Here is a 25748-nt window from a genome sequence, read left to right as displayed (position 1 = left end):
GTCAGAGGGCTTCGGGCTGCGGACGCGGATCGGCGAAGTCGCCCGCGTCCTTGCGCAGCCTGGCCACGATCGCGACGAGTTCGGCCGCGTCGTCGCGGCTCAGACCGGGCTGGGCGAAGACATCGGCGTTGAGGGCCTGGGTGGCGCGCTCGACCAGTTCCCGGCCGGACTCGGTCAGGACCAGGAGCGCGGCGCGTCCGTCGTGCGGGTGCGGTTCACGCGCGATCAGGCCGTCGCGCACCAGCCGCTCCGCCGTGCTCGTGACCGTGGTCGGGTGCACCTGCAGTCGGGCGACCACGCTCGAAAGCGGAAGGCTCCCCGCGCGGCTGAAGGCCAGCAGGCGCAGCACCTCGTAGCGGGCGAAGCTCAGAGCGAAGGGCTTGAGGGTCGCATCGACGCGGGCGAGCAGCAGTTGCTGGGCGCGCATGACGGAGGTGACCAGAGCCATGCCGTCGGCGGCATCCGTCCATCCGTGCGCGAGCCACTGCCGCTTCGCCTCGGCGAGCGGATCGATGGGGAGCGGACGGGGTCGGGCCATTTCTCTACGGTAGTGGCGGGAGGGTGGGGTGCGGCGACGGCGCGCGACGCATCCGTCGCTGCAGCGGCTGAGTCTCAGTCGCATGTGAGCTGGAACTCAGTATCGCGGTCTAGAATTGCAGCAGTCGTGAGGAGCAATCGATGAAGATCTTCGTCCTGGTCAAAGAGGTGCCGGACACCTATGGCGATCGCAAGCTGAATCTCGAGACCGGACTCGCCGATCGCGCGGCGGGGGATGTGGTCCTCGACGAGATCACCGAGCGCGCTCTCGAAGTCGCCCTCAGCTACGCCGACAAGAACGACGGCACCGAGGTGGTGGCCGTCTCGATGGCTCCGGAGGGCTCGACGGCCTCCCTTCGCCGGGCGCTCGCGATCGGTGCCGGCTCCGCCGTGCACATCGCCGACGAGCAGCTCGCCGGTGCCGACCTCGGCCTCACCGCCGAGGTGCTGGCCGCGGCGATCCGCCGCGGCGCCCCCGACCTCGTGATCACCGGCAACCTGTCTACCGACGGCTCCGGTGGTGTGATCCCCGCGATGATCGCCGAGCATCTCGGGTTCGCGCAGGTCACCGCCCTTTCCGCGGTGGAGATCACCGCAGACGGCGTCTCGGGAGTCCGAGGCGCGGACGCCGGCAGCCAGCCGGTCTCAGCGCCGCTGCCCGCCGTGATCTCGATCACCGAGGCGCTCCCCGACGCCCGATTCCCCAACTTCAAGGGGATCATGGCGGCGAAGAAGAAGCCGCTCGAAGTGCTCTCGCTCGCCGACCTCGATGTGTCGGCAGATCCGTCCGCCGCCCCGCGGACCATCATGACGACCGTGTCGGAGAAGCCCCCGCGGGCTGCCGGCGTGAAGATCACCGATGAGGGCGACGCGGCCGACAAGCTCGTCGACTACCTCGTGCAGAACAGGCTGGTGTGAGATGACTTCCTCCGAGAACCCGATCCTCGTCCTCATCGACGTCGATCCTTCCGGCTACGTCGCGAGCAGCACGGCGGCGCTCCTCGGCGCTGCTTCCACGATCGGCTCGCCCGTGGCTCTGATCGTCGGCGGGAGCCCCGCCGCGGTGGACCAGGCTGCCGCGGCAGGAGCATCCGTCGTGCTGACCGCCGACGGCGACCCCGCAGCGCTCACCGTGCCGATCGTGGACGCCCTGCAGGCCGCCGCCGCGCAGGTGCGCCCCGACGCCGTACTGATCTCGAACTCGATCTCCGGTCGCGATGTGGCCGGACGCTTCGCGGTGCGCACGAAGAGCGCGCTGTCGGTCGACGCCGTCGGGGTCTCACGCGACGACGAGGGAGTGCTCGCGCATCACTCGGTCTACGGCGGGGCGTACCTCGTCGATTCGGCCCCCACCTTCGGCACCCCCGTGATCACGGTGCGTCAGGGTGCGGTGGATGCGCGTGCCGAGGCCGTGCCGTCGCACTCGGTCGAGGTGCTCGATGTCACGCCGTCCGGCGCCGTCGCGGCGACGGCAGGTCCGGTCGAGGCGGTCGAGGTCGCCTCTTCCCGTCCCGAGCTGCGCGGAGCGACGCGCGTCGTCTCCGGCGGTCGGGGCCTCGCGTCCAAGGAGAAGTTCGTGCTCGTCGAGGAGCTCGCCGACGCACTCGGCGCGGCCGTCGGCGCCTCCAGGGCAGCCGTCGACGCCGGGTACATCCCTCAATCGCACCAGGTCGGTCAGACCGGGGTGTCGGTGTCGCCGCAGCTGTATGTCGCGCTCGGCATCTCCGGAGCGATCCAGCACCGCGCGGGCATGCAGACGTCGAAGAACATCGTCGCGATCAACAAGGACCCCGAGGCGCCGATCTTCGACGTCGCGGACTTCGGCATCGTCGGCGACGTGTTCGCCGTGGTCCCGCAGGTGATCGCCGCCCTCGAGGCGCGGAAGAAGTAGCCATGGCGACGCGGATGCTGCGACGCGGTCTGCCGCGCGTGCCGGGTGGAGAGCCCTGGCCTCCCGCCGATGCGGTGGCCGTCGACGCGGCCGCAGCGGAACCGGAGGCCGGTGCGGCCCCGGAGACGGTGGCGCACGCGGTGACGCCGGCTGCGGTCGCCGCCGTCGACAGCGGGGTGACGACCGGTGCGGTGGATCCGGCACGGGCGGTCGCTCCTGCGCCGCCCACGGAAGCCGCTTCTCCGGCGACCTCCGGAGCACTGCGCATCCGTCGCGGTCTGCCGCGGGTCTCGGGCGGCGAGCCCTGGCCGCCGTCGCAGACCCCCGCCGCCCTCGCTGCCGCGGCCCCCGCTCCGCACACGACGACGGCGGAACCGGCCGCAGAGGCAGCATCTCCCGTGTCGACGGCGATGGCGACCGCGCCGGAGGCGGCCGCCGCATCGACCACCCCCTCGTCCGCCGTCGCCGAACCCGAGGCGCAGCACGCCGCGCCCGGCGGTGTCCGTCGTGGCCTGCCCCGAGTGGTCGGTGGCGACCCCTGGCCGCCCGCGGACATTGTTCCGATCGTGCGGACAGCCGCAGGATCCGCTCTTCTCGAGACCGTCGCCTCCGAGAGCACGCCCGCTGCCGCCGTGGAAACAGCCGCCGTGGAAACGCCTGCCGTGGAAGCGCCAGCCGTGGAAACGCCCGCAGCGGCCGCGACCGCCGTGGCCGTCGCCGGCTCTGCTCCGGCCATCGCCGACGTCTCGACGCCTCTGCCCTGGACCCGCACGGTGTGGAACGGGCGCGCACCGCGTCACATCCTTGCCGCACCGGCGCCGGCAACCGTCCGCCGTCGTCCGACCTGGACGCAGGCGATCGGCGTGCTGTTCGGCGCCGCCGCGCTCGGAGTGCTCGCAGGAGCGGCGATCGCCTTCGTGCGGACGCTCCTGAGCTTCCCGTTCATGCAGGACTTCCTCGCAGCCTTCCCTGGCGAGTACGAACCCGCGATCGCGGTCGAGCCCGGGTTCTCGCCCTGGATCGGCTGGCAGCACTTCTTCAACATGTTCCTGATGGTGCTGATCATCCGCTCGGGCCTGCAGGTGCGCACCGAGAAGCGGCCGACCGTGTTCTGGACGCCCCGGGGCAACCCCAAGGGGAAGATCAGCCTCAACCTCTGGTTCCACCAGTCGCTCGACATCCTGTGGCTCGTGAACGGCGTGATCTTCGTGGTCCTTCTGTTCGTCACCGGGCACTGGGTGCGCATCGTGCCGACGAGCTGGGAGGTGTTCCCGAACGCGCTGTCGGCGGCACTGCAGTACGTCTCGTTCGACTGGCCGCACGAGAACGGCTGGAACAACTACAACAGCCTGCAGCAGCTCGCCTACTTCGCGACCGTGTTCATCGCCGCACCGCTCGCGGCGATCACCGGGTTCCGCATGTCGGGGCTGTGGCCCAAGAAGGCCGAGAAGCTGTCGAAGGCGTACCCGGTCGAGTGGGCGCGGGCGCTGCACTTCCCGATCATGCTCTACTTCGTGGCGTTCATCATCGCCCACGTCGCGCTCGTGATGCTGACCGGATTCCTGCGCAACCTGAACCACATGTTCGCGGCGCAAGATGCGGTCACCTGGACCGGATTCTGGGTGTTCGTCCTCTCGCTCGTGGTGATCGCGATCGCGTGGGTGGCCGCCCGCCCGCTCGTGCTCGCCCCCATCGCGAAGGCGTTCGGGAAGGTCTCCGGACGCTGAGCCGGAGCTAGCCTGAGGGAGTGAGTGACAGCATCGACATCGAGATCTTCTGGCGACGGGCGAGGGCGGCTGATCCCCGCCTGCCCGAAGCACAGCCGGAGGCGTGGGGTTTCGGTGCCACACCGCAGCAGGCCGACGAGCTTCTGGCGCTGGTGATCAGCGGAGTGAAGGTGGGTACCGCCTCCGCGCTGTGGGACTACGAACAGGCCGGGGAGCCGCTGCCGCGCGTGGGCGAGCTGAGCATACTCCTCGACGGTGCCGACGTGCCGCGAGCCGTGATCGAGACCGTCGCGGTCGAGGTCGTGCCGTTCGACGAGGTCGACGAAGAGCACGCTTTCGCCGAGGGAGAGGGCGACCGCACGCTCGCGCACTGGCGTGAGGTGCACGAGCGCTTCTGGCGACTGCACTCCGAGAACCCCCGCGGATACGAGCCGGACATGCCAGTGGTGTGCGAGCGATTCCACCTGCTCCTCCCGTCGGATGCCGCGACTGCACCCACACGGTGAAGGATCATTCTCGACGACGGAAGGAAGATCATGGCCGAGGCGTACATCATCGATGCGGTCCGCTCCCCGGTCGGACGGCGCGGCGGATCGCTCTCCGGCATCCATCCGGCTGATCTCGGTGCGCACAGCCTCCGCGCGCTGGTCGATCGGGTCGGGATCGACCCCGGGGCGATCGACGACGTGGTGCTGGGGGCGATCGACGCGATCGGCGGACAGGCGGGGAACGTGGCGCGCACCGCCGCCCTGGTCGCCGGATTCCCCGAGCACGTGCCCGGTGTCACGATCGACCGCCAGTGCGGATCGAGCCAGCAGGCCGTGCACTTCGCGGCGCAGGCCGTGATGAGCGGCGTGAACGACCTCGTGATCGCGGGCGGTCTGCAGAACATGTCGCAGGTGCCCCTGCTCGCTGCGGCCATCGTGGGGGAGGCCTACGGATTCACCACCCCGTATGCGGAGTCGCCGGGGTGGCGCGAGAGGTACGGCGACCAGGAGATCTCGCAGTTCGCCGGTGCGGAGCTGATCGCCGAGAAGTGGGACATCTCCCGCGAGGATATGGAGCAGTTCGCCCTGGAGAGCCACCGCCGTGCGGCCGTCGCGCAGGACGAAGGTCGCTTCTCGAACGAGATCGCCCCGCTGAACGGTCTCGACCACGACGAAGGCGTGCGCCGGGACACGACCCTGGAGCGGATGGCACAGCTCGCGCCGCTCAGGGAAGGCGGACGGATCACGGCCGCCGTGTCATCGCAGATCAGCGATGCCTCCAGCGCCGTGCTCATCGCGAGCGCACGGGCCGTGCGCGAACACGGACTCACCCCACGCGCACGCATCCATCAGATGACGGTCCGCGGCGCCAGCCCCGTGCTCATGCTCACGGCGCCCATCCCGGCGACCAGGCACGCTCTGGAGCGTGCGGGGCTCGGCATCGGCGACATCGACCTGTTCGAGGTGAACGAGGCTTTCGCTCCCGTGGTCCTCGCCTGGATGCGCGAGCTCGACGCCCCCTACGAGAAGGTCAACGTCAACGGCGGCGGCATCGCGCTCGGCCACCCGATCGGTGCAACCGGCACGAGGCTGCTCACGACCATGCTGAACGAACTCGAGCGCACCGGCGGACGCTACGGCCTGCAGGCGATGTGCGAGGGCGGCGGTGTCGCGAACGTGACGATCATCGAGCGCCTCTGACCTGCCGTCGCCCGAGCACCAGCGCAGACAGCGAGAGCGGGCCGCCTCCTTGGGGAGACGGCCCGCTCTCGCGCGTGTGATCGATCAGGGGCGGACGAAGCGGACCTCGGTCAGCGTCTCGCCCAGGAACGGCTCGGTGTGCGATGCGCCGTCGAGGCGGAAGCCGTTGCGCGCGTAGAACCGGTGCGCGCGGGGGTTGTCCTCGGCGACCCACAGATACAGCGGTTCGTCCTTCTCGACGGCCGCGTCGAACAGCTTCTGGCCGATGCCGGTGGAGTGCCACGCATCGAGCAGGTAGATGAAGTAGAGCTCGCGGAACGCGGGAGCGTCCTTGTCGCGGGCCGGACCGGAGCCGACGAAGCCGACGATCTCGCCGTCGACGAGCGCGGCGTTCATCGTGAACTCGGGGCCCTGCGAGGCCCAGTGCGTCCACAGCTCGGCCATGCGGCGGGGCGAGACCTTCTCCAGCGCCGCCTTGCTGATCAGGTGGTCGTAGGTCTCGTGCCAGCACTGCGCGTGCACGCGACCGAGGGCTTCCGCATCCACATCACGGACCGGACGGACGATGACTTCAGGCTGGGCTTCGGCGCTCATGTTCGTGACTCTACGCGCGGCGTCCACGAAGAGGAAATCGAGTGGATGTTCGATGACACCCGATGCGCGGGCATGGAGGGTTCGCACAACGATGTTCGCCGATCGTGCGCTCCTGGCTACGATCGATCCTCGTGAACGTGATCTGGCGGACCCTCCTGGTAATCCTCGGCGCTCGCCGCCGCGTGCGACGGGGGAAGACCCTCGATGCGTCGGCGGTCAGCAGCATCCGCCTGACCACGCTGCCGACCGACATCGATATCCTGCGCCACATGAACAACGGGCGCTACCTGTCGCTCTTCGACCTCGGACGCTGGGATCTGCTGATACGAACCGGGCTGTTCGACGCGATGAAGGAGCACGGCTGGTACGCGGTCGTGTCCAGCGAGACCGTGACGTTCCGCAAGTCGCTGCAGCTGTGGCAGCGCTTCGACGTGCAGTCGCGCTTCATCGGCCACGACGACAAGGCGGTGTTCCTCGAGCACAGGGCCGTCGTCGACGGAGAGATCTACGCGCGGGTGATCGTGCGCTCGCGCATGCTGCGCCGTACCGGCGGCACCGTCAGCAACGAAGAGCTGTTCGCCGCCGTGGGCAAGCCCGAAGGCGTGCCGGAGATCGATGCGTGGGTTCACGACTGGGCAGCGGCATCCGCCCTCCCTCCCGTGCGGGTGAAGGCTCCGAGCGTCTGGGGCTGAAAGAAGCGACGGGGTAGCCAGCCCGGGACGGGCCTGTATACCGTGCAAACCAGAGCACGGACCTAGGCTGAAATCCATGGCTGACTCCCTGTCGGATGCCGTGGCATCCGCACCCCTCGCAGACCGTGCCGTCGAGCTCGCTCGTCGGTGGGCGATCGAGGCCGCGGCGATCGAACCCGACCCTGCCGCCGCCCGTCTCGCCGGGGTGCTGCAGGACGTCAACGGTCTGCCGTTCACGCTCGGCTTCGTCGACGGCGTCATGCGCCCGGAGAGCCTCACCGCCGCGGCCTCGCAGCTGCACCGGATCGCCCCGATCGTGCCTGAATTCCTGCCCTGGTACCTGCGCTCGGTGGTGCGTCTCGGCGGCGGTGTCGCGCAGATCCTGCCTTCGCCCGTGGTGCCGATCGCCCGCCGGGTGCTGCGCGACATGGTCGGCCACCTCGTCGTCGACGCGCGCCCAGCGAAACTCGGAGCGGCGATCGAGCGGATCAGGGCGAACGGCTCCCGTCTCAACCTCAACCTGCTCGGTGAGGCCGTGCTCGGCGAGACGGAGGCGCGGCGGCGGCTCGACGGCATCCACGCGCTCATCCAGCGCCCGGATGTGGACTACGTCTCGGTCAAGGTCTCGGCGATCATCAGCCACCTCTCGATGTGGGCGTTCGACGAGGTCGTCGACGAGGTGGTCGCTCGCCTCCTGCCGCTGTACGTCACCGCGGCGGCCGACGGTACCTTCATCAACCTCGACATGGAGGAGTACCGCGACCTCGACCTCACGATCGCGGTCTTCACGCGCATCCTCGAAGACCCGCGCCTGACCGGGCTCGAGGCCGGGATCGTGCTGCAGGCCTACCTGCCCGACGCCCTACCCGCCCTGCAGGAGCTCACCGCCTGGGCGCAGGACCGTGTCGCGCACGGCGGCGCCCGCATCAAGGTGCGACTCGTCAAGGGCGCCAACCTCGCGATGGAGCACGTCGAGGCACGCATGCACGGCTGGACGCCCGCGACCTACGACACCAAGCTCGACACCGACGCCAACTACCTGCGCTGCCTGGACTGGGCGCTGCAGCCCGAGCGCGCCGCGGCCGTGAAGCTCGGCGTCGCGGGGCACAACCTCTTCGGCATCGCCTACGCGTGGCTGCTGGCGGGGGAACGGGGTGTGCGCGAGGCCGTCGAGTTCGAGATGCTCCTCGGCATGGCACAGGGGCAGGTGCAGGCCGTCTCGCGCGAGGTCGGCCCGGTGCTGCTGTACGTGCCGGTCGTGGAGCCCGCCGAGTTCGACGTGGCCATCAGCTACCTGGTGCGCCGGCTCGAGGAGAACGCCTCGTCGGAGAACTTCCTCTCCGCCGCGTTCCGCCTCGGCGAGGACGAATCGCTGTTCGTGCGGGAGCAGGACCGCTTCCTCGATGCGCTCGACAGAGCGGGCGACCCCACGCTGCGTATCGGGCCGCGTCGCACGCAAGACCGCAGCGCGCCCGTGCACGAGTCCGTGCGGACGGCCCCCGCAGCCCCGGTGCCCGAGACCGACCTCACCAAGGCGGTGCTCGGCATCTCGCGCGGCTCCGACGACGGAGGACGGGAGGCGTTCCTCGAGACCGCCGTGTACTCCGCCCGTGAGCTGGATCAGGATGCCGGCGGAGCGCCGGGCTTCTCGAACACCGCCGACAGCGACCCCGCCCTCCCTGCGAACCGCGAGTGGGCGCGTGAGGTGCGCGAGCGCATCCCCGCATCCGACCTCGGCGCCGCCACGATCGCGGTCGCGCGGGTCTCGGATGCGGAGGATCTCGAACGGATCGTGCAGGGCGTGCATCGCGCGGCCCCGTCTTGGGGCGCGCGGCCCGCCGCCGAACGCGCCGAGGTGCTGCTGCGCGCTGCGGCCGCGCTCGAATCGCGCCGGGGGGATCTCATCGAGGTCGCGGCCTCCGAGACGGGCAAGATCTTCGCCGAAGCCGACGTCGAGGTGAGCGAAGCGGTCGACTTCGCCCGCTACTACGCGGCCAAGGCGCGCGAGCTCGACGCGATCGCCGGAGCCGTGTTCGTCCCGGCGGCGGTCACCGTCGTCGCACCGCCCTGGAACTTCCCCCTCGCGATCCCCGCCGGTGGCGTGCTCGCCGCGCTCGCCGCAGGTTCCGGCGTCGTCTTCAAGCCCGCGCCGCAGGCCCGCCGCTGCGCTGCCGTGATCGCCGAGACCCTGTGGCAGGCGGGGGTGCCGCGCGACCTCCTCGCACTCGTCGACATCGAGGAGGGCGAGCTCGGGCGCGCGCTCATCACGAACGACGCCGTCGATCGCGTGATCCTCACCGGAGCGTGGGACACGGCCGCGCTGTTTCGTTCCTGGCGGCCCGACCTGCCGCTGCTCGCCGAGACCAGCGGCAAGAACGCCATGATCATCACCCCGTCGGCGGATCTCGACCTCGCCGTCGCCGACCTCGTCAAGAGCGCCTTCGGGCATGCCGGGCAGAAGTGCTCGGCGGCGTCGCTGGCGATCCTCGTGGGTCCGGTCGGACGCTCGGCTCGGTTCGCCCGCCAGCTGGCCGACGCCGTGCGCTCGCTGCACGTCGGGCAGCCGACCGATCCGTTGGCCGAGGTGGGCCCTGTGATCGAGCGGCCTCACGGCAAGCTCGCCTGGGCGCTGAGCGAGCTCGAAGGCGATGAGCAGTGGCTGATCGAGCCCGCGCTCGCACCGGGAGACGACGGCAGCGGACGGCTGTGGCGGCCCGGCATCCGTGTCGGTGTGCAGCCGGGGTCGCGCTTTCACACCGAGGAGTTCTTCGGGCCGGTGCTGGGGGTGATGCACGCGCCGACGTTCGCGCGCGCCGTGGAGATGCAGAACGCCGTCGCCTACGGGCTCACCGCAGGTCTGCACACCCAGGACCCGGAGGAGCTGTCGTACTGGCTCGGACGGGTGCAGGCCGGCAACCTCTATGTGAACCGGGGCATCACCGGGGCGATCGTGCAGCGCCAGCCGTTCGGCGGGTGGAAACGTTCCTCGGTCGGTCCCGGTGCCAAGGCCGGTGGCCCGAACTACCTCATCGGCCTGGGGTCGTGGCGTTCGCAGCCGGGCGGACCGGCCTCCAGCACCCTGCATCTGCGGGGGCTCGACTCCCGCATCACGGCCCTGATCGAATCGGCCCAGTCGTCGCTCGCCTACGAGTCGTTCGAGTGGCTCCGGCGCTCCGCACTGTCGGATGCGCTCGCCTGGGATCGGGAGTTCGGGCAGGTGCGCGACGTCTCGCGTCTGGGCGTGGAGCGAAACCTCTTCCGCTACCGGCCGGTGCCCGTCGAGGTTCGCGCGACCGACGATGCGGCTCTGCAGGACCTGCTGCGCGTCGTGATCGCCGGAGTGCGCTCGGGTGCGAAGTTCGTCATCTCGACACCGGTGGGGGTGCCCGCCGACGTGCGTCGAGCCCTCGGCGACCTCGATGCCCCGGTGTTCCTGGAGAGCGACGACGAGTGGCTGCAGCGTATGCTGCGGCAGGATGATGCCTCCGACGGCGTCGCGCTGCCGGCGAGCGATCGGGTGCGGCTGGTCGGCGGCCGCGACGGGGTCGCCGCTCTTCGCGCGAAGCTCGCCACCGCCTCGGCCGGTGATCCCGATCTCGCGGTGTACGACGGCGAGGTGACGGCCGCCGCGCGCATCGAGCTGCTGCCGTTCGTGCACGAGCAGTCGATCTCGATCACCGCGCACCGCTACGGCAACCTCGACCCGTGGAGCAGCGACGTGATCTGATCTTCGTGTAAAGAATTCTTGACACACCTCCGGCGTCGACGTACGCTGAGCGTGTCAACAATCTTTTACATCGGAGTCGTCATGGTCTTTGAAGAACGCAACGCCTGGGCCGGGCTGATCGTCAGCCCCATCGTGATGGTCGCGTACGTCGTGCTGGTGCTCCAGAACGCCGGGGGAGGCCCGCTCACCGACGTCGATTGGTTCCCGCTCATGCTGTGGGTGATCGGTGGGGGCATCGTCGCCACGATCGTGGTCAGCATCGGCTGGGGGCTCATCGCCGGGATCAAAGACCCCGACGGCGTCGGTCGCTCCGACATCCGCGACCGCGACATCAGCCGGATGGGCGGCCGTGTGGAACAGGGCTTCGTGGTGATCGCCGGACTCGGCGTCATCGCGCTGTGCGCGGTCGGCGCCGATGTCTTCTGGATCGCGAACACGATGTTCGCGGGCTTCGCGGTGTCGGCCTTCATCGGCTGCATCGCCCGGGTGATCGCCTACCGGCGGGGCCTCGTCTGATGGTCAAGCCCACCCGCGTCTCGAACACCATCCGCATGCATCGCGAACAGGCCGGACTCACCCAGGCCGAGCTCGCGCGCACGGTCGGCGTGACGCGCCAGACGCTCATCGCGATCGAACAGCAGAAGTACTCGCCGACGCTCGAACTCGCATTCCAGATCGCCCGCGCCTTCGGCGTCGGCCTCGACGACATCTTCGAATACCCCGACACCTCAGGAGCAGCATCATGAACCGATCGATGAAGGCGTGGAGCCGAGAGACCTACGGTTCGGCCGACGGCGTCGCCCTCGAGCGCATCCCGGTGCCCGTGCCCGGCCGTGGGGAGGTGCTGCTGCGGGTGCGCGCCACGGCCCTGAACGCGGGCGATGTGCGCCTCCTGCTCGGGGATCCTCTGCTGGTGCGGCCGGTGTTCGGCATGACCCGTCCCAAGTACCCCGTGCGCGGTATCGAGGTCGCCGGCACCGTGGTCGCCGTCGGTCCCGACGTCGTCGGCGCCGAGATCGGCGAGGAGGTCGTCGGCGAGCTGGTCGGCGGTGGCGGGCTCGGAGAGTACGTGACCGTACCCGCGTCGCGACTCGTGCCGATCCCCACCGGCGTCGAGCCGGAGGCCGCCGCATGCCTCCCCGTCGCGGGAGGAACCGCGTGGCAGGCGCTGGATCTCGCCGGGTTGGGCATCTCGGAGGGCGGTCGTTCCGGCGGTGCCACGCCGCGGGTCCTGATCATCGGCGCCTCCGGAGGCGTCGGCACGTTCGCGGTGCAGCTCGCGGCCCTTCGTGGCGCTGAGGTCTGGGCGAGCTGCCGTGACCGAAACGCTCCCCTGGTCGAGCAGCTGGGCGCCGTGCGCACGTTCGATCACCGGGTGTCGCCGCTGAGCGCGCTACCGGACGGGCGATTCGACGTGATCATCGACATCGCCGGAGGCATCCCGCTTCGAGAGCTGAAGCGCCTGGTGGTTCCCGGCGGCAACGTCGTGCTGGTCACGGGCGACGGCGGACACGTGCTCGGTCCTCTGCCGCGGATGCTGCGCGCCGTGTTCCTGTCTATCGGCTCGCGGAGCATCCGACCGCTCGCCGCGTCGCCCCGCGCCGAGGTGCTGGCGAAGCTCCTCGAGCTCGTCGCCGAAGGTCGCGTGGTGCCGGTGATCGAGCGCGAGTACCCCTTCGGCGAAGCATCCACCGCCCTCGCGCGGCTGGAGGCCGGTCACACCGTCGGCAAGGTCGTGGTCACCGGCTCCTGATCCCGCCCGGATGGGGGTGGCACCGCACGGCGCTCTGGCGGCGTACAGGGGGCGGGTGACACAATGGACCTCGGCGTGCCCGAGTCGCATCTTCCCCGAAGCCCGCTCTGAACGAGTGAAGGGTCGAAGGACCGCCGGGCCCCTGGACAGCGTCCGCCGCGCCCGTCCTCCGAGGAGAGCACCCATGTCGACGCCTGAAGCCGCCGTCTCCACCGCCCCCGCCCGCACCGCGCACCACCGCCGCTATCTCATGTGCAAGCCGGAGCACTTCACCGTCAACTACTCCATCAACCCGTGGATGGAGCCGACGAAGCCCACCGACACCGCCAACGCGGTGGCCCAGTGGCAGAAGCTCTACGACCTCTACATCGAGCTGGGCCACGAGGTCGAGCTCATCGAGCCGCTCGCCGGGTACCCCGACATGGTCTACACGGCCAACGGCGGTTTCCTCATCGACGGCCGCGCCTACGTGCCCGAGTTCCGCTTCGTCGAGCGCCAGGGCGAGTCGCCGGCCTTCGCCGAGTGGTTCCGCGCCGCGGGGTACGACACCGTGATGCCGAAGGAGGTCAACGAGGGCGAGGGAGACTTCCTGCTCGTCGGCGACGTGATCCTGGCCGGCACCGGTTTCCGCTCCACGGGCGACAGCCACCGCGAGGTCGGCGAGGTCTTCGGTCGCGAGGTCGTCTCGCTCAACCTGGTCGACCCGCGCTTCTACCACCTCGACACCGCGATCGCCGTGCTCGACCCGGTGCAGGGCACGGAGAACGGCGGCCCGGAGCGCGCGAACATCGCCTACCTCCCCGGTGCCTTCGACGACGCGAGCCGCGCCATCCTCGAGGAGCGCTTCCCCGACGCGATCCTGGTGTCGGACGAAGACGGTTCGGTGTTCGGCCTGAACTCGGCGAGCGACGGCTACAACGTGGTCATCTCGCCGCGTGCGAAGGGCTTCGAGAAGCAGCTGCGCGAGCGCGGATACAACCCCATCACGGTCGACCTGTCCGAGCTGCTGCTCGGCGGCGGCGGCATCAAGTGCTGCACGCTCGAACTGCGGGGTGCGAAGTGACCGCGCTCGACGAGACCACCGGGGCAGGCGCCGAGCCGCACGTCGCACACAACTACCACCCGCTGCCGGTGAACATCGCCCGCGCGGAGGGGGCATGGGTGACCGACGTCGAGGGCAAGCGCTACCTCGACCTGCTCGCGGCGTATTCGGCCGTGAACTTCGGCCACCGGCACCCGGCCCTCGTCGCGGCGCTCACCGAGCAGCTCGGTCGGGTGACGCTCGTCAGCCGTGCGTTCCAGAGCGACCGGCTCGAACCGTTCGCCGCGGCGCTCGCCGAGCTTGCCGGCAAAGACCTCGTGCTGCCGATGAACACGGGGGCCGAGGCCGTCGAGACCGGCATCAAGGTCGCCCGCGCATGGGGCTACCGGGTCAAGGGCATCCCCGAGGGCAAGGCGCGCATCATCGTGGCTGCCGGTAACTTCCACGGCCGCACGACCACGATCGTCAGCTTCAGCGACGACGAGACGGCCCGCGACGACTTCGGCCCCTACACGCCGGGCTTCGACGTCGTGCCGTACGCAGACGCGGAGGCCATCGCCGCGGCCATCACCGACGAGACGGCGGCCGTGCTGGTCGAGCCGATCCAGGGCGAAGCCGGCGTCGTGATCCCGCCGGAGGGATACCTGCGCCGCATCCGCGAGATCTGCGACGAGAAGAACGTGCTGTTCATCGCCGACGAGATCCAGGCCGGACTCGGGCGCGTGGGCGAGACGTTCGCCTGTGACCGCGAGGGCGTCGTGCCCGATCTCTACCTGCTCGGCAAGGCGCTCGGCGGCGGCATCCTCCCGGTCTCGGCCGTGGTCGGCGACGCCGATGTGCTCGGCGTCATCCGTCCGGGCGAGCACGGCTCTACCTTCGGCGGCAACCCGCTGGCTGCGGCCGTGGGCCTGCGCGTGGTCGAGATGCTGCAGACGGGCGAGTTCCAGGAGCGGGCGCGTGCACTCGGCGCCCATCTCGAGCAGGCGCTGCAGCCGCTGATCGGCCACGGAGTCACCGCCGTGCGCATCGCCGGGCTCTGGGCCGGTGTCGACATCGATCCCGCCAAGGGCACGGGTCGCGAGATCGCCGAGAAGCTCCTCGAACGCGGCGTGCTCGTGAAGGACACGCACGGACAGACCATCCGCATCGCACCGCCGCTCGTGATCCGCGCGACCGAACTCGACTGGGCGGTGGAGCAGCTCAAGCTCGTGCTGGGCGCCTGATCAGGCGCATCCCGCCTCCGCGTACGCGGGCACGGGCAACGCCACCGCAGGGGAGGGCCGTGGCCTGGGGATGGCGACGGCTGGCGGTGGCGCTGCCCTCGTGCGTGCTCAGGCCGGCGGCGAGTCCGGGTCGAGCGTCTTGAGGGTGTCTTCTTCTGCTTCGTTGTCGGCGTCGAGCTGATCCTCGGTGGTCTCGTCGCCGCCGAGCGCCGCGCGGTGTCCCTGGCCTGCGTCGCCCTGGATGGCGCCGCCGGTCGACTCTCCGCGCGCGCTGTCTCCCTGGATCGCGCCGCCGGTGCCGTCGCCCTGACCGGAGTCCTCGTCGGCTCCTCCGACGCGGCGCGCGCCCTCGGCCGGATCCTGCGGGTGGGGGGTGCGTTCCGTGTTCTCGTCCATGCATCGACGGTACGTCGAGGCGTTCGTCTCGGAGAGGGCGTTGACAAACGCCCTGACGCGGGTCAGTTCTCGCGCTCGCTCTTCTTGGCGCTGCGGATCGGTGTGGTCACAGCCGCCTCGTCGCTGAACTCGATCGGGTCGACCTCGATCACGCGGAGGGGGCGGGTCTCGTCGAGCGTGAGCAGGAAGCGGCGATTCTCATCGCGCCGGAGGCGGCCAGATGTCGCCACCCAGATCACGCCGATCGCACACGCGACGAATCCCGCGGTGCCGCCGAGCATGATCGCGGCGCGCGGTCCGAAGGTGTCGGCGACCCATCCGGCGATCGGCGCCCCGACGGGTGTCGAACCCATGATGACCGCCATGTACAGGGCGAGCACACGTCCGCGCAGAGCGGGATCGGTGGTGATCTGCACGTAGCCGTTGGCGGTGGTGAGGAGGGTCACGATCATGAACCCGGTGAAGGTGAGGGTGACGGCGTAGGACGCGTATGTGGGCATGGCCGACGAGACGAAAGCGGCGATGCCGAACCCGCCAGCGGCGAGGATCACCACGCGCACGCGGGCTCGATCGCGTCGGGCGGCGAGCAGGGCTCCGATCAGCGAGCCGATCGCGAGGACCGAGCTGAGTACGCCGTACCCGTCGGCCCCGGCGCCGAACTCGAGAGCCATGGTGGAGGCGAAGATCGGGAAGTTCATGCCGAACGCGCCGATCAGGAACACCGTGACGAACACCACGCGCAGGTCGCTGCGCCCCCACACGTAGCGGAATCCGGCCGCGAGTCCGCCGCGGTTGCGGTTCTTCAGACGCGGAGCGAGCAGGCTCCGGCGCATCAGCATCAGTGCGAGCAGCATCGCCAGGAAGGTCGCCGCGTTCACGATGAAGACCCAGCCCGAGCCGATCGCCACGATCAGCAGGCCGCCGACGGCAGGCCCCACCATGCGGGCGAGGTTGAACGATGCCGAGTTGAGGGCCACCGCGTTGGAGGTGTCGCCGGTGGAGACCATGTCGGAGACGAACGCCTGCCGGGCCGGGGCGTCGAACGCGTTCACGATGCCGAACCCGAGGGCGAAGCCGAACATCATCGGCAGCGTCATGAGGTCGTTCAGCAGCAGTACGCCGACGGCGATGGCCAAGGCGAGCAGTGCCGACTGGGTGGCGAACAGGATGTGCCGTCGGTCGAAGCGGTCGGCCACCCACCCGGTCAGACTCACGAGCACGAGCGGAGGCCCGAACTGCAGGGCCATCGTCACGCCCATCGCGGTGGCGTCGTTGTCGGTCAGCTCGGTGAGCACCACCCAATCCTGAGCGGTGGCCTGCATCCATCCCCCGACGTTGGAGATCAGGGCGCCCGCGAACCAGATCCGGTAGTTGATGTTCGCGAAGGAGCGGAACATGGCGCTCATCGTTCGACCACCCGCCTCATCAGCGCGCTGGCTTCGCGCAGCGTGGTGAGCTCGGCCTCGGTGTATTCGACCTCGCGCAGCATGTCGGCGAGCAGCTCGTCGCGTCGACGGATGGTCTCGGCGACGATCTCGGTGCCTGCCACGGTGATGTCGACCTGCACACGGCGGCGGTCGTCTTCATCGGGCGTGCGCACCACGTAGCCCTGCTCCTCGAGGCCGTTGATCGTGCTGGTCATCGAGGGGGCCGTGACGCGCTCGCGCTCGGCGAGGGTGGAGACCGTGCGGCGACCGTTCATGCGCAGGTCGGCGAGCACCGCCAGCTGCGCGTCGCTCATCGAGTCGGCGGCGCGGGCGCAGCGGAGGCGGCGGGCCAGCCGGAACGTGGCCATGCGAAGGTCTGTGGCGGTGAGGTGGAGTGATTCATCAGACGCAGACATTACTTAGATAGCCTATCTAATTTTTCGGATGCCGTCTCGGCAGCGGGCACAATGGAGGGGTGACCCGAACGCTCGCTCTCGAAATCGCCGTGCAGGACCCCGCTGGAGTGCGGATCGCCGCAGAAGTCGGCGCCGACCGCGTCGAGCTCGCCACGGCCCTCGCCCTCGGCGGGCTGACCCCGTCTCCCGCGACCCTCGAGCTCGCCGTCGAGGCGGCAGGTGCCGACGGCCCCGAGGTGCACGTGCTGATCCGGCCCCGCGCGGGCGGTTTCCACTACACCGAGGACGAGCTCGTCGTCTCCGAACGCGACGTCCGCCGCGCGGTCGCCGCCGGTGCCGCAGGTGTCGTCATCGGAGCCCTCGACGCGGACGGGCGCCTCGACCTCTTCGCGATGGCCCGTCTGCGCGACGCCGCCGGGGGCGCGCCTGTCACCCTGCACCGCGCCATCGACGTGACAGCCGATCCTGTCGCGACGCTGCAGAGCGCCCGCGAGCTCGGCCTTCGCCGCGTGCTCACCTCGGGCGGGGCATCCGCCGCGATCGACGGCATCGAGACGCTGCGCGCTCTGGTCGCCGCCGCCGAGGGCGAGATCGAGATCATGGCCGGCAGCGGCGTCGACGTGACCAGTGCTCCGGTGCTGGCGGCGGCGGGCGTCGACGCCATCCACTTCTCCGCGAAGCGCGCTGTGACCGAGGACGGGGGCGTGCGCATGGGGTCGGCCTCCGACGGGGTCGGCGGCTACGAGGTCACCGACCGCGACATCGCCTTCGCGATCCGGGACGCCCTCGCGCGGTAGCCGCCCCCTCGCAGGGTGAGTAGGCTCGCACCGTGATGGATACCCGCGAGTTCACCGACGCCTATGGCGTCGACATCGTCTATGACGTCCATCCTGCGCACGGGACGCCCCGGGGAGTGGTGCAGCTGCTGCACGGCGTCGGCGAGCATGCCGGGAGATATGGAGCGCTGATCGCCGCGCTCACCGGCGCCGGCTTCCACGTCTACGCCGACGACCACCGCGGGCACGGACGCACCGGCATCCGTCAGCACGGCGGACCCGAGAAGCTCGGACGCCTGGGCAAGGGCGGACTGCGCGCGGCCGAAGAGGCGGTCTGGCAGCTGACCGGCATCATCCGCGAGGAGAACCCCGATCTCCCGCTCGTGCTGCTCGGGCATTCCTGGGGCTCGTTCCTCGCGCAGATGCTCGTCAACGATCACCCGGAAGCCTGGGACGCCGTGATCCTCTCCGGATCTGCACTGCGGATGCCCGGTTCGCTGAACGCCGCGCCGCTCAACGCGCGCTGGGCAGGCGAGGGGGCCACGGGTCTCGAGTGGCTCAGCCGCGATCCTGCCGTGTGGGCCGCGTTCGACGAGGATCCGCTGACCACCGACGTGCCGCTGCTCAAGCTCTTCGGCCCGATCGAGGCCGCGAAGCTCTACGGCCGCCCGGCCAAGGACCTCGGATACGACATCCCGATGCTGCTGCTCGTGGGTCGGGACGACCCGGTGGGCGGACCCCGCAGCGTGCACAAGCTCGCCGACGAGTACCGCAACCGTTCCGGCCTCACCGACGTCACGACGCTCGTGTACCCGGATGCGCGTCACGAGATCTTCGCGGAGCTGCAGCAGGAAGAGGTGCGTGCCGACGTGCTCGCCTGGCTCGACACGCACATCCCCGCGCGCTGAGATTCGCGGCTTCATCGCCGAGACCCATGCTCCTCGCCCATACCCACGGTGGCGACCGCTTGTGACGGTGGGTCTCGGCGGGGACCGTGGGTGCGGGCGTGAGGTGTTCCCGGATGAGGCCGGTGTGACGCGGCGTTACGCGCGGTGAAGGCGTGTGACGCTGCTGCCTCGACCGGCGCGGAGCCCCCGTAGATTCGGGGCAATATTCCGCGCATGAGCGAGGAGTGCCCCGTTCTGCGGTGCCCTCGCACGGGAGGGACCGCTCCGATGAGCTTCGTGAAGGACTGGCAGGACTGGCACGCGTCACGCGAGCGCTACGCGGGCTCGGAGTACGGTCCGTCGGCATTGGAGTCGACGAACTGGCTCATCACCGAGGCGGCGGCCGTCGACGGCATCCCCGGGCTCTGGGCGCTCACCGGTGACGGGGGCATCCGCGGCAGCGAGCTCGGTCAGGCGGGATCCACCGTCGTGCTGCGCGGAGGCGAGAGCATCCGCCTCGGACGCCGCGAGCTGCGCGTGTTCGAGCGCCACGGCGCGCTCGCCCTGCGGGTGCTGAATCCGGCCCGTCCGCAGCGCGAGTGGTTCACGGCGATCGACGCCTACGCCCCCGACGAGCGCTGGCGGCTGCCGGCCGTGTTCGAGGAGACGCCCGGCGAGCAGATCGTGATCACGTCGGTCGACGGGGATGCGCGGGAGACGCCCGTCGCCGGTCGACTGCGGTTCGAGCTGGCAGGGGCCCCGCAGACGCTGACCGTGACCCGGAGCGCTCAGGGAGCGCTGGGCGCGGTCTTCGCCGACGGCACGAACGGGCTCGAGACGTACCGCTTCCGGTTCCTCCCGGTCGACGAACCCGCCGCCGACGGCACGGCCGTGATCGACTTCAACCGCGCCTACCTGCCCCCGTGCGCGTTCTCGGACCAGTTCGTGTGCCCGCTCCCGCCCGTCGGCAACCGGTACTCGACGCCCATCCGCGCCGGGGAGCGTGTGGTGGTGCTCGGAGGCTGACCCGCCGGAACCGGGGCTACGCGCCTTAAGCTGGAACCGTGCACGGTGAATACAAGGTCCCAGGTGGAAAGCTCGTCGTCGTCGACCTCGAGATCGAGGACGATCGGATCGCCCGCTTCCGCCTCGCCGGCGACTTCTTTCTCGAGCCCGACTCGGCGCTGGACGACATCAACGCCGCCGTGAACGGACTGCCGGTCGAGTCGGACGCGACGGTGATCGCGAACGCCGTCCGCGGCGCTCTTCCCGACGGCGCCCAGCTGCTCGGCTTCAGCCCGGAGGCTGTTGGCACCGCGGTGCGCCGTGCGCTCGTGACCGCTCCGGGCTGGCGTGACTTCGACTGGGAGATCGTGCACGATGAGGCCGTCTCGCCGCGCATGAACCTCGCCCTCGACGAGGTTCTCACCTCTCGGGTGGGCGAGGGCCGCCGTCGACCCACCCTGCGCATCTGGGAGTGGAACGAGTCGGCCGTCGTGATCGGATCCTTCCAGTCGTACCGCAACGAGGTCGACCCCGAGGGTGCGGCGACGCACGGGTTCGACGTCGTCCGCCGCATCTCCGGCGGAGGGGCGATGCTGATGGCGGCCGGACAGATCATCACGTACTCGCTGTACGTGCCCGCATCGCTCGTCGCCGGCATGACCTTCGCCGACTCCTACGCGTTCCTCGACGACTGGGTGCTGCAGGCGCTGCGCTCGCTCGGCATCGACGCGGTGTACCAGCCGCTCAACGACATCGCGAGTCCGACCGGCAAGATCGGCGGTGCTGCCCAGAAGCGCCTCGCCAACGGGGGAGTGCTGCACCACGCGACCCTGTCGTACGACATCGACGGACAGGTGATGACCGAGGTCCTCCGCATCGGTCGCGAGAAGCTCAGCGACAAGGGCACGACCTCCGCCGCGAAGCGCGTCGATCCGCTGCGCAGTCAGACCGGGCTCGAGCGCGCCGAGATCATCGAGCGTTTCAAGGACACGTTCCGCTCGCTGACCGACGCCGAGACCGGATCGATCTCGGCCGACGAGTACGCCGATGCCGAAGCCCTCGTCGAGTCGAAGTTCGCCACCGAGGCGTGGCTGCATCGGGTGCCGTGACGGCGCCGGATCCCGACCTCTCCGCCGCGGCGGACCCGCCGGACGCCGCGCCGCACGCGGCGCCCGCGATCGATCCAGTCGTGCCCGAGCCGGTCGTGCCTGATCCCGTCGTGCCCGATCCCGTCGTGCGCGGTGCGGTCACGATCGTCGAGGGCGACAACCTCGCCGTGGCCGCGACCCTGCCCTCCGGATCGTTCACGCTCGTGTACCTCGACCCGCCCTTCAACACCGGTCGCACGCAGGAGCGGCAGGTGGTCACCGCGCGGCGGACGTCCACAGCTCCTCGAGAGTCCGTGCCGGGCGTCGACCCGACTTCGGAACCCGGCGACCGCGCGGGGGCGGCCGGCTCGGATCCGAGGACTTCTGCACAGGGGATGACCGAGCCCGAGACCGAGGTGCGGCACGGATTCCACGGCCACGCGTACGAGCGGGTGCGCGGGATGCTGCGCGCCTATGACGACCGCTTCGACGACTACGGCGCCTTCCTCATGCCCCGGCTCGAGGAGGCGTGGCGGCTGCTCGCCGACGACGGCACCCTCTATCTGCACCTCGACTATCGGGAGGCGCACTACGCGAAGGTCATGCTCGACGCGGTGTTCGGGCGGGACTGCTTCCTCAACGAGCTGATCTGGGCGTACGACTACGGCGCCAAGTCGCGCAGTCGCTGGCCCACCAAGCACGACACGATCCTGGTCTACGTCAAGAATCCGCGCGAGTACGTCTTCAACTCCGACGAGGTCGACCGCGAGCCCTACATGGCGCCGGGACTGGTCACCCCTGAGAAGGCCGCGCGCGGCAAGCTGCCCACCGACGTGTGGTGGCACACGATCGTGCCGACGACGGGGCGGGAGAAGACCGGCTATCCCACGCAGAAGCCGGAGGGGATCCTCCGCCGCATCGTGACGGCATCGAGTCGTCCCGGAGACCGTGTGCTCGATCTGTTCGCCGGGAGCGGCACGACGGGAGCGGTGGCCTCGGCGCTGGGCCGGGACGCCGTGCTCGTGGACGACAACCCCGAGGCGGTGCGGATCATGAGGGCGCGGATGCCGCACGCCGAGGCGACGACGCTCGACTGACGCGGGTCGTCAGGACGGACGCAGCAGCACGAGGAACTGCTCGATCTCGGCGGCCATGTCGAGGGACGGATCGAGCATCCACGCGGCCTGGAGCCCATCGGCCAGGGCGTGCAGAGTGCGCACCACCCAGGCGGGGTCGAGGTCGTCGCGCATCCGGCCGGCCTTCTGATCCTCGGCGACCTGGGCGCGGGTGAGGGCCTCGACCCGCTCGGTGCGCTCGCGGAAGTAGGCGTGAGCGGGGTGCGAGGGGTCTCCCGCCTCGGCGGCCAGCTGCGCGTAGAGCTGCACGAGTCCGGGGACGGAGGTGTTGTGGCGCATGACCGCGAGGAAGGCGCTGGAGGCGTCTTCGCCCGCGTACTCCTGCTCGTCGCGGTCGTCTCTGGCGCGGAGGATCGCGACGAAGAGCTCTTCCTTGCTGCCGAAGTAGTGCAACAGCCCCGCGGGGCTGAGGCCGGCGGCATCCGCGATCTCCCGCACAGAGGCCTTGCGGTATCCGTGCTCGGCGACGACGGCGAGAGCGGCTTCGAGGATCTTCTCGCGCTTGGCGACGCCCTTCGCATACGCCCCTCGTGTTGCCATGGCTCCAGGGTAACCGGCGCGACGAGATCACAAAAACCAAACAACGTTCGTGAATGGCTTGCGGGGATGACCTGCGATCTGCCAGCATGTCGGATGAATACCGAATAGCATTTGGTATTAACCTGATTTCGCTCAACATTCCGCTCGATGAGGAGCCGACATGTCCGTGTCACCGCTCGACCCCGCCGCCGAACTCGCCCCCACCGGCACGATCCGCTCGGCTCCGCCTCAAGCGGGGGAACCGGCGGCGAGTCCGCCCGCGAATCGGCGCCTGCTGCCCAGCCTGTTGATCGCCTCGCTCACCCTCTTCGCGACGTACGGCGGGCTCATCGCGATCCTCCTGCCGAGCCAGGTGCTGATGATCGACGAGGCGAACAAGGTCGCGAACCTCGCCGTCGTCACCACGATCTCCTTCGTATTCACGCTGTTCGCCCAGCCGATCGTCGGGGCGCTGAGCGACCGTACACGCTCGCGTTTCGGCCGCCGCGTGCCGTGGATGGTGCTCGGTGCGATCATCGGCGGCATCTTCCTGTTCGGCATGGGTTCGCTCACCGACATCCTCTGGATCACGGTGTTCTGGGTGATCATCCAGGTCGCGCTGAACTTCTTCCAGGCACCTCTCACCGCCATCACTGCCGATAGGTTCCCCCGCGCGAAACGCGGTGGGGCGAGCGCGATGATCGGACTCGGCACACAGGTCGGCATGACGGTCGGCATCATGCTCGCCGGCGCCTTCGCCGCGCAGATCGGCATCGGCTATGCGGTGTTCGGCGGCGCCGTGATCGTGGCGGCGCTGCTGTTCGCGCTCGTGAACCGCGACTGGTCGTCGAAGCAGGCCGCGGTCGACGCGTTCCGCTGGGGTGCGTTCTTCGCCGGCTTCTGGATCGATCCGCGCCGTCACCCCGACTTCGCCTGGGCGTTCGCCGCGCGGTTCCTGCTCATCCTCGGCTACTTCGTCGTCAGCGCCTACCAGCTGTACATGCTCACGGACTACATCGGCCTCCCGCTCGCGGACGCCCAGGGCGCGGTCGTCACCCTCACCCTCGTCGCCTTCGTCCCGACTCTGATCGCGATCGCCCTCTCCGGCTGGTGGAGCGACAGGGTCGGTCGTCGCAAGGTGTTCATCTACGCCGCATCCGTCGTCATGGTCGCGGGATTCGCCATGCCGCTGCTGCAGCCGAACATGACCGGCATGATCCTGATGAGCGTCATCAACGGCATCGGCTTCGGTCTGTACATGTCGGTGGATGCCGCGCTCATGACCGAGGTGCTGCCGGACGAAGGAGCCTCGGCGGGCAAGGACCTCGGAATCCTCAACGTCGCGACCAACGTGCCGCAGGCGCTGAGCCCCGCGATCGGCGGAGTCATCATCACGTCCCTCGGCGGCTACGCGATGCTCTTCGTCTTCGCGATCGTGTTCGTGATCCTCGCCGCGGTCGCGACCGCGCCGATCAGGGGAGTGCGCTGATGACCAGGAACGACCGGGAGAATGCTGTCATGACCGATACCGACTTCGAGACGACCGCCGACTATGTCGAGGTGAGCACGAGCGCAGGACGGGTGCGCGGCCGCTGGCGTGCGACCACGGGAGGGCGCGGCAATCCGCGCTCGGCCGGCTTCCTCGGCATCCCGTTCGCCGAGGCACCGATCGGAGAGCTGCGCTTCCAGGCGCCTGTGCCGAAGGCGCCGTGGGAGGGCGTGCGCGACGCGCTCGAGTTCGCCGCCACCGCACAGCGCGGGGACCCCGGTGTGACGCTCATCCCCGAGCCGAGCATCGAGGGCGACTCCACGCTCAACGTGAACGTCTTCACCCCGGACCCGACCCGTGCCGAGCAGGGGACCGGTCTCCCGGTGCTGGTGTGGATCCACGGCGGCGGGTACTTCGCGGGCTCACCGGCGAGTTCCTGGTACGACGGACGCAACTTCAATCGCGACGGTGTCGTGACGGTGTCGCTGTCGTACCGCCTGGGCTTCGACGGCTTCGGCTGGATCGAGGACGCACCGTCCAATCGCGGTGTGCGCGACTGGCTGCTCGCCCTCGAATGGGTGCAGCAGAACATCGCGGACTTCGGCGGGGATCCGTCGCGGGTGACGATCGCCGGACAGTCCGCCGGTGGAGGCGCTGTGCTGACCCTGCTCGGGATGGAGAAGGCGCAGCACCTGTTCCACGGCGTGTACGCGATCTCCGGTGCGCTCGCCGACGTGGCCCCCGCCCGCGCCGAGGCATTCGGGCGTGGACTCGCCGCAGCGGCGGGCGTCGAGCCGACCGTCGCGGGCTTCTCGTCCCTGAGCGAGGAGCGCATCCTCGAGCTGCAGAAGAAGGCGACCGCGCTCGGACCGGCTTCGCTCGGCAGCGTCGTTGAAGACGGCCTGCCGCTCGGGCCCGCCGTCGACGGCGACCTGCTGGCACGACTCACACGGGAGTCCCTCGCCGCGGGGGTCGGGGCCGACAAGCCGCTCGTGCTCGGTGCGACCGACGACGAGTTCACGATGGTGTTCGCAGGTTCCGAGAAGAAGCTGCGCTGGGTGCCGAGGTCGCTCCTGCTGAACAGGCTCGGGCTGCCGAAGAGCGTGCGACGGGAGTACCTCGCCGCCAACTCCGACATCACCGGGCTCGGCAACGCCAGGGTGGCCGGTCGGCTGTTGACGGACCGGATGTTCCGCTCGGCGCTGCTGAAGATCGTCGCCGACCGTGGCGATGTCCCCACCTGGCTGTACCGGTTCTCCTGGCCGTCGGGCCACTTCGGCTTCGCCGAGCACTGCCTCGATGTGCCGTTCTTCTTCGACTGCCTCGACGGTCCGGCCATGGAGCCGCTCGCCGGACCGCATCCGCCCCAGGAGCTGGCCGACGAGGTGCACGGCGCCGCTGTCGCCTTCATCACCGGAGGCGATCCCGGGTGGCCGCGCCATCAGGGGGCGAAGGGCGTCGCCCGGGTCTACGACGTGCCGACGCGCGACGTCGCCGACGCTTACGCCTCGGTGCGGCCGCTGCTGAGAACGTCGCCGTGACCACGGCCGTGGCGGTCGGGGACACCACCCGGCCGGTGGCGGTACTGCTGTGGTGGGCGTTCCTGCCGTGGCTGCGGCGCGATCAGGAGCGTCGGATCCGGTTCCTGCGGAAGGTGGATGCCGCGGGCTGAGGTCCCGGCACGATATCGAGAACGCCGGGAGCTCTCAGGGGCTCCCGGCGTTCTTCGCATCCG

General features: G+C 69.9%; 26 protein-coding genes. 20 read left to right on the top strand and 6 right to left on the bottom strand.

What is annotated here, in order from left to right; all coding sequences use genetic code 11:
- Position 1 precedes the first annotated feature (1 nt).
- On the bottom strand, positions 2-538 hold the full coding sequence (locus ASC55_RS08925) for a MarR family winged helix-turn-helix transcriptional regulator (protein ID WP_017829471.1): 537 nt from the start codon (positions 536-538) through the stop codon (positions 2-4).
- Positions 539-678: 140 nt separating this feature from the next.
- On the opposite strand from ASC55_RS08925, the gene ASC55_RS08920 reads away from it, so the two are divergent.
- From ASC55_RS08920 to ASC55_RS08900, 5 genes are read left to right on the top strand one after another with little or no spacing between them, the layout of a single operon-like run.
- Positions 679-1455, top strand: coding sequence for an electron transfer flavoprotein subunit beta/FixA family protein (locus ASC55_RS08920; protein WP_017829470.1), 777 nt, complete (start codon positions 679-681; stop codon positions 1453-1455).
- Between the two features lies 1 nt (position 1456).
- A complete protein-coding gene (locus ASC55_RS08915) occupies positions 1457-2428 on the top strand; it encodes an electron transfer flavoprotein subunit alpha/FixB family protein (RefSeq protein ID WP_055866071.1) in 972 nt (323 codons plus the stop codon).
- Between the two features lie 2 nt (positions 2429-2430).
- On the top strand, positions 2431-4155 hold the full coding sequence (locus ASC55_RS08910; protein WP_055874555.1) for a cytochrome b/b6 domain-containing protein: 1725 nt from the start codon (positions 2431-2433) through the stop codon (positions 4153-4155).
- Positions 4156-4175: 20 nt separating this feature from the next.
- Positions 4176-4661, top strand: coding sequence for an ASCH domain-containing protein (locus tag ASC55_RS08905; RefSeq protein ID WP_055874553.1), 486 nt, complete (start codon positions 4176-4178; stop codon positions 4659-4661).
- A gap of 30 nt (positions 4662-4691) precedes the next feature.
- Entirely contained in the window at positions 4692-5843 is a 1152-nt protein-coding gene (locus ASC55_RS08900) for an acetyl-CoA C-acetyltransferase (RefSeq protein WP_055874551.1), read from the top strand.
- A gap of 84 nt (positions 5844-5927) precedes the next feature.
- On the opposite strand, the gene ASC55_RS08895 is transcribed toward ASC55_RS08900, so the two are convergent.
- Entirely contained in the window at positions 5928-6437 is a 510-nt protein-coding gene (locus ASC55_RS08895) for a GNAT family N-acetyltransferase (RefSeq protein ID WP_031205707.1), read from the bottom strand.
- A gap of 131 nt (positions 6438-6568) precedes the next feature.
- On the opposite strand from ASC55_RS08895, the gene ASC55_RS08890 reads away from it, so the two are divergent.
- The 7 genes from ASC55_RS08890 to rocD all read left to right on the top strand — a co-directional run bounded on the left by ASC55_RS08890 (position 6569) and on the right by rocD (position 14874).
- Positions 6569-7129, top strand: coding sequence for an acyl-CoA thioesterase (locus ASC55_RS08890; RefSeq protein WP_031205706.1), 561 nt, complete (start codon positions 6569-6571; stop codon positions 7127-7129).
- Between the two features lie 76 nt (positions 7130-7205).
- Positions 7206-10856, top strand: a complete 3651-nt coding sequence (locus tag ASC55_RS08885; protein ID WP_055874549.1) for a proline dehydrogenase family protein — start codon at positions 7206-7208, stop codon at positions 10854-10856.
- A gap of 81 nt (positions 10857-10937) precedes the next feature.
- Complete coding sequence (locus ASC55_RS08880) at positions 10938-11372, top strand: hypothetical protein (protein ID WP_055874546.1); 435 nt, start codon at positions 10938-10940, stop codon at positions 11370-11372.
- The gene (locus ASC55_RS08875) at positions 11372-11602 is read left to right on the top strand and encodes a helix-turn-helix transcriptional regulator (RefSeq protein WP_055866058.1); all 231 of its coding nucleotides are present in this window, start codon (positions 11372-11374) and stop codon (positions 11600-11602) included. Before ASC55_RS08880 ends, ASC55_RS08875 begins: the two co-directional genes overlap by 1 nt.
- Positions 11599-12609 carry an NAD(P)-dependent alcohol dehydrogenase gene (locus ASC55_RS08870; RefSeq protein WP_055874543.1) on the top strand — a complete coding sequence of 337 codons (1011 nt, stop codon included), beginning with the start codon at positions 11599-11601 and terminating at the stop codon, positions 12607-12609. The genes ASC55_RS08875 and ASC55_RS08870 overlap by 4 nt, the downstream gene beginning before the upstream one ends.
- Positions 12610-12793: 184 nt before the next feature.
- Positions 12794-13672, top strand: a complete 879-nt coding sequence (ddaH, locus tag ASC55_RS08865; protein ID WP_055874540.1) for a dimethylargininase — start codon at positions 12794-12796, stop codon at positions 13670-13672.
- Positions 13669-14874, top strand: a complete 1206-nt coding sequence (gene rocD / locus ASC55_RS08860) for an ornithine--oxo-acid transaminase (RefSeq protein ID WP_055874537.1) — start codon at positions 13669-13671, stop codon at positions 14872-14874. Before ddaH ends, rocD begins: the two co-directional genes overlap by 4 nt.
- Before the next feature lie 108 nt (positions 14875-14982).
- On the opposite strand, the gene ASC55_RS08855 is transcribed toward rocD, so the two are convergent.
- The 3 genes from ASC55_RS08855 to ASC55_RS08845 form a co-directional block, all read right to left on the bottom strand.
- Positions 14983-15270, bottom strand: a complete 288-nt coding sequence (locus tag ASC55_RS08855; RefSeq protein ID WP_055874534.1) for a hypothetical protein — start codon at positions 15268-15270, stop codon at positions 14983-14985.
- 62 nt (positions 15271-15332) lie between these two features.
- On the bottom strand, positions 15333-16667 hold the full coding sequence (locus ASC55_RS08850) for an MFS transporter (RefSeq protein WP_082524278.1): 1335 nt from the start codon (positions 16665-16667) through the stop codon (positions 15333-15335).
- A gap of 5 nt (positions 16668-16672) precedes the next feature.
- Complete coding sequence (locus tag ASC55_RS08845) at positions 16673-17113, bottom strand: MarR family winged helix-turn-helix transcriptional regulator (protein WP_055874532.1); 441 nt, start codon at positions 17111-17113, stop codon at positions 16673-16675.
- A gap of 59 nt (positions 17114-17172) precedes the next feature.
- On the opposite strand from ASC55_RS08845, the gene ASC55_RS08840 reads away from it, so the two are divergent.
- The 5 genes from ASC55_RS08840 (at position 17173) to ASC55_RS08820 (ending at position 21966) form a co-directional block, all read left to right on the top strand.
- Positions 17173-17910 (top strand): copper homeostasis protein CutC, encoded by a 738-nt coding sequence (locus ASC55_RS08840; protein WP_055874529.1) that lies wholly within the window; start codon positions 17173-17175, stop codon positions 17908-17910.
- Between the two features lie 35 nt (positions 17911-17945).
- Complete coding sequence (locus ASC55_RS08835; protein WP_055874526.1) at positions 17946-18797, top strand: alpha/beta fold hydrolase; 852 nt, start codon at positions 17946-17948, stop codon at positions 18795-18797.
- A gap of 267 nt (positions 18798-19064) precedes the next feature.
- Positions 19065-19802 (top strand): DUF1684 domain-containing protein, encoded by a 738-nt coding sequence (locus ASC55_RS08830; RefSeq protein ID WP_055874523.1) that lies wholly within the window; start codon positions 19065-19067, stop codon positions 19800-19802.
- 38 nt (positions 19803-19840) lie between these two features.
- Positions 19841-20890, top strand: coding sequence for a lipoate--protein ligase family protein (locus ASC55_RS08825; protein ID WP_055866034.1), 1050 nt, complete (start codon positions 19841-19843; stop codon positions 20888-20890).
- Complete coding sequence (locus ASC55_RS08820; RefSeq protein ID WP_442922347.1) at positions 20869-21966, top strand: DNA-methyltransferase; 1098 nt, start codon at positions 20869-20871, stop codon at positions 21964-21966. The genes ASC55_RS08825 and ASC55_RS08820 overlap by 22 nt, the downstream gene beginning before the upstream one ends.
- Before the next feature lie 9 nt (positions 21967-21975).
- On the opposite strand, the gene ASC55_RS08815 is transcribed toward ASC55_RS08820, so the two are convergent.
- Positions 21976-22545 carry a TetR/AcrR family transcriptional regulator gene (locus tag ASC55_RS08815; RefSeq protein WP_055874521.1) on the bottom strand — a complete coding sequence of 190 codons (570 nt, stop codon included), beginning with the start codon at positions 22543-22545 and terminating at the stop codon, positions 21976-21978.
- Positions 22546-22705: 160 nt separating this feature from the next.
- Between ASC55_RS08815 and ASC55_RS08810 the strand changes: the two genes are divergently transcribed.
- Genes ASC55_RS08810 through ASC55_RS17775 form a run of 3 tightly spaced genes read left to right on the top strand, consistent with a single transcriptional unit; the run spans position 22706 to position 25685 of the window.
- A complete protein-coding gene (locus tag ASC55_RS08810; protein ID WP_055874517.1) occupies positions 22706-24013 on the top strand; it encodes an MFS transporter in 1308 nt (435 codons plus the stop codon).
- 29 nt (positions 24014-24042) lie between these two features.
- Complete coding sequence (locus tag ASC55_RS08805; protein ID WP_055876047.1) at positions 24043-25554, top strand: carboxylesterase/lipase family protein; 1512 nt, start codon at positions 24043-24045, stop codon at positions 25552-25554.
- Positions 25551-25685: a hypothetical protein gene (locus ASC55_RS17775; RefSeq protein ID WP_268775990.1), complete on the top strand. Its 135-nt coding sequence runs from the start codon at positions 25551-25553 to the stop codon at positions 25683-25685. The genes ASC55_RS08805 and ASC55_RS17775 overlap by 4 nt, the downstream gene beginning before the upstream one ends.
- Positions 25686-25748: the final 63 nt, after the last annotated feature.

Source organism: Microbacterium sp. Root322, assembly GCF_001425645.1.
Classification (GTDB): domain Bacteria; phylum Actinomycetota; class Actinomycetes; order Actinomycetales; family Microbacteriaceae; genus Microbacterium; species Microbacterium maritypicum.
Note: the sequence above shows the minus strand (reverse complement) of the source record. Positions and strands in the feature narration are given on the sequence as shown.

Bases quoted from the DNA above. Each gene is read 5' to 3' on its own strand.
- ASC55_RS08925 (WP_017829471.1), bottom strand. From the start codon at position 538: ATGGCCCGACCCCGTCCGCTCCCCATCGATCCGCTCGCCGAGGCGAAG.
- ASC55_RS08875 (WP_055866058.1), top strand. From the start codon at position 11,372: ATGGTCAAGCCCACCCGCGTCTCGAACACCATCCGCATGCATCGCGAA.
- ASC55_RS08880 (WP_055874546.1), top strand. From the start codon at position 10,938: ATGGTCTTTGAAGAACGCAACGCCTGGGCCGGGCTGATCGTCAGCCCC.
- ASC55_RS08810 (WP_055874517.1), top strand. From the start codon at position 22,706: ATGTCCGTGTCACCGCTCGACCCCGCCGCCGAACTCGCCCCCACCGGC.
- ASC55_RS08895 (WP_031205707.1), bottom strand. From the start codon at position 6,437: ATGAGCGCCGAAGCCCAGCCTGAAGTCATCGTCCGTCCGGTCCGTGAT.
- ASC55_RS08920 (WP_017829470.1), top strand. From the start codon at position 679: ATGAAGATCTTCGTCCTGGTCAAAGAGGTGCCGGACACCTATGGCGAT.
- ASC55_RS08885 (WP_055874549.1), top strand. From the start codon at position 7,206: ATGGCTGACTCCCTGTCGGATGCCGTGGCATCCGCACCCCTCGCAGAC.
- ASC55_RS08835 (WP_055874526.1), top strand. From the start codon at position 17,946: ATGGATACCCGCGAGTTCACCGACGCCTATGGCGTCGACATCGTCTAT.
- ASC55_RS08910 (WP_055874555.1), top strand. From the start codon at position 2,431: ATGGCGACGCGGATGCTGCGACGCGGTCTGCCGCGCGTGCCGGGTGGA.
- ASC55_RS08805 (WP_055876047.1), top strand. From the start codon at position 24,043: ATGACCGATACCGACTTCGAGACGACCGCCGACTATGTCGAGGTGAGC.
- ASC55_RS08855 (WP_055874534.1), bottom strand. From the start codon at position 15,270: ATGGACGAGAACACGGAACGCACCCCCCACCCGCAGGATCCGGCCGAG.
- ASC55_RS08870 (WP_055874543.1), top strand. From the start codon at position 11,599: ATGAACCGATCGATGAAGGCGTGGAGCCGAGAGACCTACGGTTCGGCC.
- ASC55_RS08830 (WP_055874523.1), top strand. From the start codon at position 19,065: ATGAGCTTCGTGAAGGACTGGCAGGACTGGCACGCGTCACGCGAGCGC.
- ASC55_RS08815 (WP_055874521.1), bottom strand. From the start codon at position 22,545: ATGGCAACACGAGGGGCGTATGCGAAGGGCGTCGCCAAGCGCGAGAAG.
- ASC55_RS08915 (WP_055866071.1), top strand. From the start codon at position 1,457: ATGACTTCCTCCGAGAACCCGATCCTCGTCCTCATCGACGTCGATCCT.
- ASC55_RS08900 (WP_055874551.1), top strand. From the start codon at position 4,692: ATGGCCGAGGCGTACATCATCGATGCGGTCCGCTCCCCGGTCGGACGG.
- ddaH (WP_055874540.1), top strand. From the start codon at position 12,794: ATGTCGACGCCTGAAGCCGCCGTCTCCACCGCCCCCGCCCGCACCGCG.
- ASC55_RS08845 (WP_055874532.1), bottom strand. From the start codon at position 17,113: ATGTCTGCGTCTGATGAATCACTCCACCTCACCGCCACAGACCTTCGC.
- ASC55_RS08850 (WP_082524278.1), bottom strand. From the start codon at position 16,667: ATGTTCCGCTCCTTCGCGAACATCAACTACCGGATCTGGTTCGCGGGC.